At 62.9% G+C, this 12978-nt stretch carries 5 protein-coding genes; all 5 read left to right on the top strand.

Translation table 11 applies throughout. The features are described from left to right. The first annotated feature begins 24 nt into the window (after nucleotides 1-24). The 5 genes from J8G15_RS05625 (at nucleotide 25) to J8G15_RS05605 (ending at nucleotide 12945) form a co-directional block, all read left to right on the top strand. The gene (locus J8G15_RS05625; RefSeq protein ID WP_210546549.1) at nucleotides 25-7827 is read left to right on the top strand and encodes a hypothetical protein; all 7803 of its coding nucleotides are present in this window, start codon (nucleotides 25-27) and stop codon (nucleotides 7825-7827) included. 71 nt (nucleotides 7828-7898) lie between these two features. After that, complete coding sequence (locus J8G15_RS05620) at nucleotides 7899-8231, top strand: pentapeptide repeat-containing protein (protein ID WP_210546548.1); 333 nt, start codon at nucleotides 7899-7901, stop codon at nucleotides 8229-8231. An 8-nt stretch (nucleotides 8232-8239) separates the two neighbouring features. Further along, nucleotides 8240-10432: a glycosyltransferase gene (locus J8G15_RS05615; protein WP_210546547.1), complete on the top strand. Its 2193-nt coding sequence runs from the start codon at nucleotides 8240-8242 to the stop codon at nucleotides 10430-10432. A gap of 30 nt (nucleotides 10433-10462) precedes the next feature. Continuing rightward, nucleotides 10463-12127 carry a ShlB/FhaC/HecB family hemolysin secretion/activation protein gene (locus J8G15_RS05610; RefSeq protein ID WP_210546546.1) on the top strand — a complete coding sequence of 555 codons (1665 nt, stop codon included), beginning with the start codon at nucleotides 10463-10465 and terminating at the stop codon, nucleotides 12125-12127. 62 nt (nucleotides 12128-12189) lie between these two features. Continuing rightward, nucleotides 12190-12945, top strand: coding sequence for a SapC family protein (locus J8G15_RS05605; RefSeq protein ID WP_210546545.1), 756 nt, complete (start codon nucleotides 12190-12192; stop codon nucleotides 12943-12945). Nucleotides 12946-12978: the final 33 nt, after the last annotated feature.

Raw genomic sequence — 12978 nt, 5'->3', positions numbered from 1 at the left:
TGTCAACTCACTGGAACCATCGTCATGAACTTATCGTCAAAATCCAAAAAATTTGGCCAGTCACCTGTGGCTGCCGCGTGTGTGTCACTCGTCATGGGCATGGCTTCGACAAGTGCGCTGGCGCAGGTCGCGTCGTTCGGCATTAACTTCCCGACCGCGACTGCGACCACCATCAAGTTGGGTAACGGCACCTATGGTTTGAACCAGGACTTCACAGGGGTCAGCGGCATGTCGGGCACCACCATCCCGGTGCAGTCGGTGCAGACGCTGTACAGCACTACGATGCGCACCTTGACTGCCAATGTGAATATGACGACAGGTGCCGGCGGCATTTTGAACACCCAAAGTGGCGGTGGCAAAGTCACGGCCAATGTCAGCAACAACAGCATCTCTGCCAGCGGCACCGGCAACCAGTTGACGCTGGCCAGTGGCGGCACGGCGGCCACCATCGACCTGGGCCTGATGGCCACCAACAAATCCATCGGAGCGCTCGCGGTGCAGTTCCTCGGTAGCCAGAATTCTGGCGGTGGCCAGGTCAATGTGCAGGCCAATGTCAGTGGCTCCACCGTGGGTGCCCTGTTTACAAAAATGGCTGCCGCACCCATTGCTGTCAACAGCAATGAGATTGCAGCCTCGGCCACGCTCAATGAAGCCACCACCGTGGTGGCTGGTGCCGTGCCGCTGGGTTTTGCCAACAGCAGGGGCGGCTCCAGCACCATCGGCTTCACCGGAACCACTGTCACGGGTGGTGGCAGCGTGTCGGGCGACTCGACAGCCACGCTCAGCATCAACACGCTGCAAGGCACGGTCAATGGCGGCATCAGCGCCGGCAGCGCTGCTGGCTCTTATGCCGCGCTGACCGATAACACCATTGCGCTCAAGTCTCAGGAGACGGGCAACTATGTTGACCATTACGACATTGTAGGGAATGGGTATGTGCCGATCATGGCCAGCCCCGATCTGTCCTCGCCGCTCACGCTCAACAACAACACGCAGTCGGCCGCTTTCACCGGCAACAAGGCCACCAATCTGCTGCAGGCTGATGCCAGCAGCAACGCTTTCAGCGGCAGTGCCAGCGTGACCAATGCGCAAGCCAACGTTGAAACCCTTGGCTACCTGGCGGCTAATACTGGCCCGACCGCCTTGATCTCCAACAGCCAGATCATCGCCGACCTGACCTACGTCGGTGTCCCGAATATTGGAACGACGTCCTCCACGGACCTGACCAGCAGCCTGTCGGTCAGCGGCACGGCGCTGGCACCGCAGTCCATCTCGGCGCAGTCCATTGGTAACGCCGCCGGCAGCTTAAGCAGCGCCGGCCTGCTCACCAGCTCGGGCAATGCCATTGAATTCAACAGCAGCAACGTCAACCTGACCGGCAGCAGGTCAGCCACCGGTGTCAATGTGGGCGCTGTTTTGCAAACCGCAGGCGCCGACATCATCGTCAACAGCGCCCAGGTCAACCAGCGCCCCAACACCACTTCGGGCAGCGGCGTCAGCTCGCTGGTGTCGGGCTCCGGCATCACGGCAGCGATGGATGTCCTGACCGCCACCGGCAGCGTCGCGGTCAACCATGACGCTCTCACCTCGGGTGCCACCGGCAACCTGGCCGGCAACCTGATCAATGCCAAGGCCAACAACGTCAACGCCTCCATGGCGGTGGTGGGTACGCAGCAAAACACCAACGCCGCTGTGTTGGCGCAAAACATCTCCTCCAGCATCGGCGCTGGTGTGGGTGATGCGGCTGTTACCACCAATTACACGGTGGCGGAACGCGCTGTTACGACAGCGGTGCTGGGCAGCATCACCGTCAACAACGGCGCCATCGGCGCAGTGGCCCAGGGCAATCTGGCGGCCAACAACCTGCTGGTCGCGGCCGGCGGCACGTTGACGGCGCAAATTTCGGGCGGTGCCGTTAGCAATAGCGTCAGCGGCGGTGGCGCCACGGCCAACGCCGGTTTGGTGGCCGTCAACGTGCAGGGCAATACCGCCTCTGCCGCCGAGGCCAGCGTGAGCGGTAGCAGCATATTCATTGCGGGCGTCGACCAGGCAGGTGATAACCAGGGCAATCTGGTGCCGCTCGGTGCGGCCACGCTGTCGGCATCTTCCAACCGCATCAGCGCACTGGCGCAGGGCAACAATGGCGGCACCAACATCGGCGTCACAGTCGGCAACGCCATCGCATTGACTGCGGCTGCAGCCAACAGCCAGAACAACAACAGCACCTCGCCTGTGACGGCGACGGTCGAAAGCTCCGGTGTCGTGGTCCGTGGCCTGAGCAGCGACGGCACCACCATTGTCAGCAACAGCAACACGCTGGTGGCCGATGCCACAGGCAATCTGGGCGTCAATGCCATCAGCATCAGCGGCGGTAGCACGGTCGACGGCAGCGTTGGTGTTAACACCTCCGACCTGCAAAGCCTGCAGGGCAACGGGGCAGCCATCAAGGCAGCCATCACGGCGGGGGCCGGCGCTTCGGGCATCGGTGTGCAGCTGGGTGTAGCCTCTTTAAATTCCTCTTCGAATTCCTTCGGCTATTCGACTACAGAGAATGCCTCAGGTACGAACCCCTACACGTCCAGCGCTGTCAGCGCAACCACTGGCAACTTCACAGACATGCTGGGTCGTGACATCACCACCGTCACCGGTGCCACGCTGGCTGTCAACAGCAGCACGGTCGCGGCTAACGCCACCGCCAACCAAGTCAACAACAGCGCCAGCTTGTCCGGCACCACGATCGGCAGCATCGCCCCGGTGGCCAGTGTCATCGGCAATACGCAGAACAACTCTGGCGCCGTGGGCAGCAGCGTCACCAGCACCGATGTCGGTGTGCGTCTGGTCGACCAAAGCAACACCGTCACGTCGGCACCCACCTACACCAACAGCGCGACGACGACGAATAGCTTTGATTCGGATCCGACTCCGGGCGTGAACTGGAGTGACGTTAACCTCAGCAACGCCAGCGCAGTGGCGGCCAACAGTGTCAGCGGCAGCGCTGCCGGCAGCATCACGGCCATCGACACCACCACCGCCTCGGTCAGCAGCAGCACCCTGGCTGCGGCCAGCAGCGGCAATGTGGCCGGCAACCTGCTGCGCCTCAATGGCACCGATGTGACGCTGCCAAGCGGCGCCGCGCTGGCCGTGGCCAACACGCAGACCAACAATGCCCTAGGTGTGTTGATCTCATCGGTCTCCGGTGCAAATGTCGGCGTTTTGGTCGGGGATGCCTCGGCTGGCGTGACCGGCACTGGCATCAGCACCCTGATCGGGACCGTCAGCGCCACAGTGCTGCCAACTCAGAACCATCCACCTTCTACGTACGGTATCTTCAACGGTTCCGGCAGCGCCACCATCAGCACACCGGTCGTCGGCTCCATGGCAGCCACCGGCATCAACGCACTGACCGCGACCGTGGACAACAGCGTGCTGTCGGCCACCAGCATTGCCAACAGCGCGGACAACCGCATCATTGTCGGCGCCACCGCGCTGGCAGCGGCGGGCGCGGCGCACAATGCGCTGATCACCAACTCACAAAGCAACGCTGCGCTTTTTAGCGCGAATCTGAGCACGGTCAATCTGGGCGTGGTGCTGGCCAATGTCACCGCGGATCAGACCACCACGGGCAATGGCAGCGCAACGACCAGGGTCACGAGTACGAACACGAATGTTGGTAGCTCGATCTCGACGGTTAATGGTGCTGTCGCCAGCACCACACTGAGTGCTTCCGGCAGCGCCACGGCGCTGGGCATCAGCGGCTCCACCGTGTCGGTGCAGGGCAGCGCGCTCACGGCCACGGCCAAAGGTAATACGGTCAGCAACGTGATCGACCTGGGCAGCACGGTGGCTACGGCCTTCGGCGTCCAGATCAACAACGTCACCAATGGCGTTGGTCAGACGAACATCGGCAGCGGCTTGGCCACCCTCGGGGATGTGCGCTTGGGCACGGTCCTCGACGACGTGGCCGCCACCTCCACCTCGACATCCACCGCCAATGCCACGGTCAGCGGCTCCGCTACCGATGTCACACAATCCAGCGTGACCAACGCCACGGCCACTACCTCCGGCAGCGCCACCGCCGTGGCGACAAGCACCGGCCTGCGCAACAGCACCAGCACGGTGTCGGGTAACAGCCTGACGGCCATCGGTTTTGGCAACGAGGCGATCAACGTCGTCAGCGGCAGTGGCACTGTGATTGGCGCGGTCAGCAACCAAGCCGCCGCCAATGTGATCAGCAGCCAAATCAACACCGGTTACTTGACTGCGAGTGTGGGCCTGTCAGGCGTGGTAGCAGCCCCCATCCAGCTCGGCACCGTGGTCGGTGCGGTGACTTCGATTGGCAGCGCCCTTGTCACCAGCACCGCTTCAGGCAGCGCGTCAGCGCTGGCAACAGACCCGGGCACCAACGGCGAGAGCACCCTGGCCAACTTTGCATCGACCGCCGTGGCCATAGCCACAGCCACGGTAAATGACACCGGCATCAGCGGCCTGACCGCTGCCACCGATGGCAACCGGATCGAGGCCGCCAACACCGGCAACAGCGCCGTCAATGCCATTCGTCTGGCGTCAACGGCGATCACCGGCAGCACTGGGGCAGAAACCCTGGCCAACCGCAATTCGCAAGTGAATAACGGCGGCCTCAGCGCCAGCGTTGCCAATGTCGGTTTGGGTGTGTTGTTGACTTCGGTCGATGCCACCGGTACGGCCAATGGCTCGTCCAGCGCCACGGCAGTGGCCACGGCGACGGACAGCAATACGTCGGCCTGGGCGTCGGGTAGCAGCACTTACACCACCAACAGCGCCAGCGCCAGCGCCTCGGGCGACGCCACAACAGTCGCCTCGGGCTCGGCCACGGCGATGGGCATCGAAGCGAGCAATGCTTCTGTGGCCAGCAACGTGCTGCGTGCCGCCAACACTGGCAACAGCGCGACCACCGTGACCAGTCTGTCGGCCTCCAGCCTGACGGGTGTCGTGGGTTCTACCACCGTCAGCGGCGTGAGTTCGCAGACCAACGTCGCGTCGGCTGCCTCCTACGGGACGCTTATCGCGACGCTGGGCGGTTCGGGTGGGGTGGTGACGGTCGGCGTCAGCGGCGGGGCGGTGACAGCGACGTTCAACGCGTCGGGCAGTGCAAAGGCGACGAGTACCGGCAGCACAACGGCATACAACTGGTATGACGCTGATGCAGGGGCCCCCGTAGTTAACGCGTCCGCGTCTAATGCGACACCCACCTTGCTCACCACGGCCACAGCCACAGCCAACGCCACGGCCACGGCCACCGGCATGAGCGGCTCCACGTTCAATGTGCTGTCGAACCAGCTGTCGGCCACCAACGTGGGCAACAGCGCTTACACCTCGGCGGTGCTGGACGGCACGGTGCTGGGCACGACCTTGGCACCGGTCTCGGCAATGCAGTCGAACACCCAAACCAACGGCCTCTATGGCTATGGCACTGGCATTGCCACGGCCAGCAACATCATGCTCGGCGTGCTGCAGGCTGACGTGTCGGCCAACGCCAGCGGCAGTGCCAGCTACACCAGCTCGACCGGCTCAAACACCGCAAACGCCACGGCATTCGCCTACGGCATTGTGAACTCGACCCTGAGTGTGGGCGGCACCCAGGCCGCACCACAAACGGTGACGGCGCAAAGTATCGGCAATCTGGCAAGCACCTTGATTGCGGTGACCCAGAGCACGGGTGCAGGGCCTAGCGGCAGCGCGACTTTGGCGGTGACCAACGTGCAAGACAACTACGCTTCGCAGTTGGCCACCGTGGGCGGTGTTTCTGGTGCTGTGACGGTGGGTGTCAAGGTCGGTGATGTGACGGCCACTGCCGACGCAAATGCGACCCAAACTTACTTAACGGGCATCACAAACTGGCCCATTGGTTACGCTGAAACAGCTCGGGCAAACGCGGTTGGTATCAGCGGCAGCAGTGTCGCGGTGCAGTTCAATCAACTCGCCGCACTGAGCTATGGCAACAGCGCCAGCAACAGCGTGGCCTCAAGCACCAGCACCCTACTGGGTGGCAGCTTGGTTGCGGTGCCGACCTTCTCGCTTGGCAACACGCAAACCAATCTGAGCCCTACGGATTCGATCGTGGCGGATGTCGACATCGGTGTGGTGGTTGGTGACGTCATGAACAATGCGAACGGATGGCTTTGGAGTTATGGCAACTCGGTGGCAATCAACGCGGCGCAGCTCAACGTCAGCAACAACCAGTCGCTGGCCACCAGCATGGGCAACGTGGCGGACAACCGCGCGGTGGTGTCGGCCGGTGTCGCCGGGTCAACTGCGCTGCCGTTCAGCAGCCTGGTCGCCAGCGGGCAGGCCAGCACCGGCGCGCAGACCGCGCTGGTCGATTTGCTGCGTGTCGGTGTGTTCACGGGTCAATCGAATGACGACGGCATCCGCAATTCTTCCTTGACCGTCGCTGGCAACCAGGTGCAGACCGCTACCTATGGCAATCAGGCCAGCAACGTCAACGAGGTGCTGGCGTCTAACACGGCCAACATCGGCGCCGTGGCCACTCGCAATACGCAGGACAATGTTGGTATTTTGGGATCGAACACGATCAGCAACACCACCGTCGGTGTCGGCATTGAGCGCGCCTCTTCGACCGCGCTGTACAACACACCGACCACGGTGCAGTCCAATACGTTGGCGGCGCTGAGCTATGGCAACAGTGCGACCAACAGCACCGTTGTGTCGGGTGGCACGACCCTGACGGCGATCTCGGTCGCTACGGCTTTCGAGACCAGCAACACCCAGACCAATGCGGCGTCAATGGTCTCGTTGGCCGATACCATTCAGGTTGGCGTGGTGGTGGGGGGGGGGGGGTATGGCGGAACCGGCATCAATAACTCACCGGTCGTCGTCAAGGACAATGCGGTGTCGGTGCTGTCCTACGCCAACCAGGCCAGCAATGCCCTGAGCTTGAGCGCGGGCAACGTGATCGATGGCAACAGCCCCCTGGCACAGGTCAGCAACAGCCAAACTAACCGGAGCGCGGGCACCGCAGCGTCAACCTTGCAAAAGGTCGATGTCGGTGTGTTGGTGAATGCTTATTCTGCTAATGCCAACAACTCTGCCGTGACCGTTGATGGCAACCGCCTGACGGCTGCCAGTTACCTGAACACCGCCAGCAATACCCTGAGCCTGGCGGCACAGGTGCTCGCTGTGCCGGCCACCGTCACCAGCACGCAATCCAATGACGCAAGCGGTTTGGGGAAAATCAGCGGCGTCAACGTGGGTGTCTTGCCTGAAGCTGGTGCTGCCTTCAACCCGCAAATTCTCAACAACGTGACCAGCACGGTCAGCAACAACGCGCTGAACGCACAGGCCGGTGGCAACACCGCGCAGAACGTGCTCAACGCCACGGCGTCGGCCACCATTGCCAACGCGGGCCCAAGCTTCCAGGTGCTGAACGCGCAGAGCAACAACGGGGTGATGACGGCCTTGCTGGAGAACGTCCATGTCGGCAACTGGGGAGACAGCAATAGCCAATACGGCTACTACAACGGCTACAACTACACGATGAACTTGCCTACCACCATGACGGTGAGCATGAACACCGCCGTGGCCAGCGCCTATGGCAATACCGCCAGCAACGCCTTGAACATGAACGCTCTGACCGGTTCGTCCAACAGCGCCTCGACCGGCCTGTCCAACAGCCAGAGCAACACGGCCAGCCTGAGTGCCACGGTCAGTGGTGTGCTGATGGGGGTCGGTTCGGGTCAGGGCACGGGTACGGTCTCGGTGTCTGGCAACAGCATTGTGGCCAGCACCGTTGGCAACGCCGCCAGCAACCGCGTCGGTATCGTTCGTTAATGCTGACTTGCCCGGGCCGCCTGGCCCGGGCTTTTCTGTGTTTGCAACAACAAGGAAAGTACGAGATTCAGATGAGCAAGATGCGTTTGCACAAAGAACTTCTGGCCGCCGCTGTGGCAGCCTTTTTAATGGGGGGCTGTGCTGGCGGCTCGGCCGACCTGACCGGTGCCGACTTCTCGCGCAGTGTGCTGACGCGGGCGAACATGGACAGTGCCATTTTGCGCAACGCAAGCCTGGTCGGCGTCGACCTGCGCGGCGCCAATCTGACCAGTGCCATTCTGATCGGTACTGATTTAACAGGTGCACGGCTCGACGGTGCCAACCTCAGCGGTAGCCAACTTGGCGGTGCCACCTGGACTGACGGCCACGTCTGTGCCATTAACTCTGTGGGTTTCTGCCTGTGAGCAAAACCATGCAAAAACCCCGTCCCTACCGCATTCTGTGGGCCAATGTGTATTGCCTGCTGGACACCTCCAGCGGCGCCTCGATGGCGGTGCGCGAAATGCTGCGCCAGTTGTGCCTGCGTGGCTACGAGATCGCCATCTGTGGCGCTACTATTTACGACAACGAACGCGGACGCCAGCGCATTGCCGAGCAATGGGATGTGGTCGAGGCCAATCGCGGCACGGTGATCAGCGTCAAGGACGAGCCGCTGGTGCACTACCTTCAGGTCACGGCCAGCAGCCAGCGCGACGCCATGACCTCGTATGAAGAAAATCAGTGGCTGCTGTTCTACACCGCCACCATGGACAAGCTCAAGCCCGACCTGGTGTTTTATTACGGCGGCCAGGCGCTCGACATGATGGTGGCCGACGAGGCGCGCCAACGCGGTATTCCGGTGGCGGCCTACGTGGCCAACCCGAACTACCGCGGCCACCGCTGGCACCGCGACGTGGACCTGATGCTCACCGACAGCGCCGCCACGGCACAGTTGTATGCCGAGCGCGAGGCCTACGAGGTGACGCCAGTGGGTGCTTTTATTGACCCGAAACCAGTGGTGGCTGCCACCCACGCGCGCGAGCGTTTGCTGTTCATTAACCCGTCGATGGAAAAAGGCGCCGCCATTGTGGTGCGGCTGGCCTTGATGCTGGAACAGCGCCGCCCCGACATCGTGTTTGAGGTGGTCGAGTCGCGCGGCAATTGGCAGCAGATCGTGCAGCAGGTGACGCAGGCGCTGGGCGCGCCACGTGACGCGCTGCCAAATGTGGTGGTGACACCCAACACCGACGATGTCCGGCCTATTTTTGGGCGGGCACGGGTGCTGCTGGCGCCCAGCCTGTGGTGGGAGAGCGCCGGACGCGTGATTGCCGAAGCCATGCTCAACGGCATTCCGGCCATCGTGCCCAACCGCGGTGGCCCGCTCGAGTTGATGGATGATGCCGGCTTCAAGATCGACTTTCCGCCAGCGTGTCTGGAGGCCCCTTATACCCAGCTGCCGGGTGATGCGTTGATGACGCAGGTGGCCGATGTGCTGGTGCGCTTTTACGAGGACGAGGCTTTTTACCAGGACTATGTGCAACGCGCGCTGCGCGTGGGCCAGCAGCGCCATGGGCTGGCCGTCAGCACGGCGCGCCTCGAGCGTGCGCTGGCACCGTGGCTGGCGCTGGGTGCGGCCCGGCCCGGTGCCTTGCCCGCCCCTGGTGGTGTGGTCAACCCATTGCCCGGCGCGCCGGTCGCGCCGCTGGTGTCGGTGATTTTTCCGGTCGGCAACCGCGAGGCTTTCCTGCGCGAGGCGATCGACTCGGTGTTGGCGCAGACTCTGACGAATTTTGAGTTGCTGATCATTGCCGACGGCGTGCCGGTACCGGTGTTGGCTATTCTGCAGAGCTACACCGACGCGCGCATCCGTTTGCTGCGCCTGCCGGTCAACCTGGGCATCAGCGGTGCCCGCAATACCGGCCTGGCGGCAGCACGCGCGCCGTATATCGCGCTGATGGACTCGGACGACGTGGCCTTGCCACAGCGGCTGGCCATTCAGCACGCTTTCCTGCAGGCGAACCCCGAGGTCACGGTGTGTTCGTCCAACGCCATCAAGCTGTTGGCCGATGGCACGCGCATCCCGATGCGTTGCCCGCTGACCGACGGCCAGATCAAGTCTCGTCTGTTGCTGGTGGATGCGTCCATTCTGAGCCCCACGGCCATGTACCGCGCCGATTTTGTGCGCCAGCACAAGCTGCGCTACGACCCCAACTTTCCGCCCGATGACGATCATCGTTTTTATGTCGACATGCTGCGCGCGGGTGCCGTTTTTCAGGGTTTGCCAGAGGAGTTGCTGCTGTACCGCCGGCACGAATCGAACTACACCAATGACATGAGTGGTGCCGACGCCATCAAGACGCGTGTGCGCGAGTTGCTGATGCCGGTGTTTTTTCCGAAGTTGCGTGGTGACGAAGTTAGGGCGTTGCTGGACGGTATGCGTGAGCAGCTGCCGACCGATGCCAAAGCACTGGAGAAGTGTTTGGCAGCGATTGACAAGGCCTTGAAAGAGCGTCGTAGCTTTGTGCAGGAAGACAGACTGGAACTGGCCGGCATCCTGGGGGCTGTGTGTGCGCGTGTGCTAGTGGCACAAGCGCTGGACCCTGCTGACACGCAGCAAACTGCTTGAGTGATTGCGCTGATGCGCTTGTGAGGTTTCATGCTTGATTTGATCTTTAGCGTTCGACCGGATGCGGGTAGGGTACGCTGTTTTCGGCTGCCGGTGTTGCTGTGCCTCGCCGCCTTGGCCGGGTTGACTGGCGCTGCCGAGCTGCCCACTGTTGATCCTGCGGCCCGCATGCAAGAAGAGTTGCGCCGCGGCGAGCAGGTGGCACCGCCGCTTGCGCCCGCGCCCGAGCGTGGCCCGATCGAGCCGCTGCTGGCTCCGGAGGCGCCCACCTTGGTTGGTAAGGTGCTGCTCAACGAGATTGTTTTTTCGGCCAGCGAGCTGCTCGACGCGGCTGAGTTGCGCGCCCTGGCCGAACCCTACCTCGGGCACGAAGTGGACAGCCAGGAGCTGAACGGCTTGTTGCGTGCCATCCAGTCACTGTATCTGAGCAAGGGCATCGAGACGGCGGTGCCGGTGTTGCCGCAGCAAGACTTGCGCAGCGGGACGATGCGGGTGCTGCTGGTGGAAGGCCGGCTCGGTACGGTCCAGTTCGAGGGCGCCCTGGGCGCTGATCGGACCTGGCTCGGGCGATGGTTCGACTTGCCGAGTGGCGCGGTCATTCGTGCCGACGAGCTTGAGCGCCGGTTAGGCCTATTCAACGCTGCGAGTGATTTCCAGGCGCAGGCCAAGTTTGTGCCAGGTGACGCTTTTGGCCGCAGTGATCTGCAAATTACCCTGCCTGACGCCCGTGTTTCGCAGTTTTGGAGTTCGCTCGATGTCACCGACCTCGGCGCCGGCAGCACCGACTCTGCGAGCCTGATCGCCGGCTATCGCCTGTACCCGGTCAGCGGCTATGGCGGGCGCTTTGATGTCATGGCCATCGCCAGCGGGACCGCGCGCACGCTGAGTGTGGCGGCCGGTTTGCCGCTGGGCCAACAGGGCTGGCGCCTCGGGTTGAGCGCGTCCGATTCACGCTCGACGAGCACCGTGGCATCGACGACTTCGGCGCCCGACCTGTCGATTGATGGAGCCTCTGGCTCGCTCGGGCTGGAGCTTGGCAAATTCGTCCCCTTGAGCGGGACGCAACTACTGCATCTGTCGGGCACAGTGATGCAGATGACGTCCAAATCCAGCCTTGGCGGCGTGATTCTGACTGATCGTGTTGTTGATCGCCTGACGCTGGCAGCATCGACCGAGTGGCAAGCGGGTGTGCAGGGTGTTTTTCAGGGGGCGTCGCTGCGAAGCGCTCTCACGCAGGGTCAAGCGCCGGGCGGCGACTACCGCTTTGTTGAACTGAGCGGCATGGCCGCGTTTGGTTCAGGCCAGGCCAGCGCGCCGGTGCTTCGGGTCAGCGGGCAGACGCGTTTTGCCACCCAGGAGGTTCCCGATGCCATCGACTACTGGCTGGTTGGCGGCAGCAATTCGGTGCGCGGTTTCGATTCTGGCGCGGCCCACGGCGAGCGCGGCTATGTGCTGCAGTTGGGGCTTTACCAGCCGCTCGTGCTGGCGGGTTTCGAGGCGGCCCAGGGCTATTTGTTGGCAGACCACGCGAGCGCAGTGCGCGACGGTGTCGAGACCCGCATCGCCTCGGTGGGCCTGGGTTTTCAACTTCAGTTGAACCGCCTGTTGGCCCTGGATACGGCGCTGACGCAGCAGGTAGCCGGTTTCCAGGGAGCCCGCACGCGCCTGGCGCTGCGTTTGAGCGCGAACTGGTAGCGGTTCGCCACCTGCTTGGGCAAACGTCTGACTTCATTTACTTTAAATAACTCCGGAAATTTATGAAAAAACCTACCGTGCCACAGACTTCCGTGACCGAACCCGAATTCACCGTTTTGCATCGCGAGGCGCACCGGCTGTTGCGCCTGAACCGCGCCAAACCCGACATGCGCTGGATTGGGCAAGCGATCTCGGTGGCGCTGGCCGCCGGCGAGTTGCCCGCCGCTGCCACCGTGTTTCCGTGTGTGATGACCCGCGCGCCCTTGGGCGGTGCCCGCCTGGTGGCGATCACCGGGCTGGAACATGGCCACAACTTGTTTGTCGACGAGCAAGGGCATTGGAGCGGTGACTACCTGCCAGCGGTGTTGCGCACCTGGCCTTTTCGCCTGCTCGAGCAGCCGCAAGAACAGGGCGTGCATTTGATTGCCGTTCACAAGCCGGCGCTCAATGTGGGCGAGGGCGACCCGTTGTTTGATGAAGACGGTCAGGAAATGCCCTGGCTGCAGAGTATTTTGCGCGAGCTCACGGCGCTCGACGCCGCCACCGCCAGCACCGCCGCCGCCGTGGCCGCGCTGGACGAGGCGGGTCTGCTGCAGGCGCAATCCTTGCAGGCCATGCTGCCCGACGGCCGCCAGCTGGAATTGACCGGCTTTCTCAGCGTTGATGAGACGAAACTCAACACGCTGGAGCCAGCCAAGGCTGGCGAGTTGCACGCTTGCGGCGCCCTGTCGCTGGCCTACCTGCAGCTCTTGTCGCTGCGGAAATTCCGCTCGCTGATGGATCGCGCCGCAGCCCAATCACCAGCCCTGGCGGCCTGAACACCAACAACTCAATTTGCGTCTGCGCCGCCC

This window comes from Rhodoferax sp. PAMC 29310, assembly GCF_017948265.1.
In the GTDB taxonomy this organism is placed as follows: Bacteria; Pseudomonadota; Gammaproteobacteria; order Burkholderiales; family Burkholderiaceae_C; genus Rhodoferax.
The sequence above is the reverse complement of the archived record's forward strand: the minus strand, read 5'-3'. Positions and strand labels throughout refer to the sequence as shown.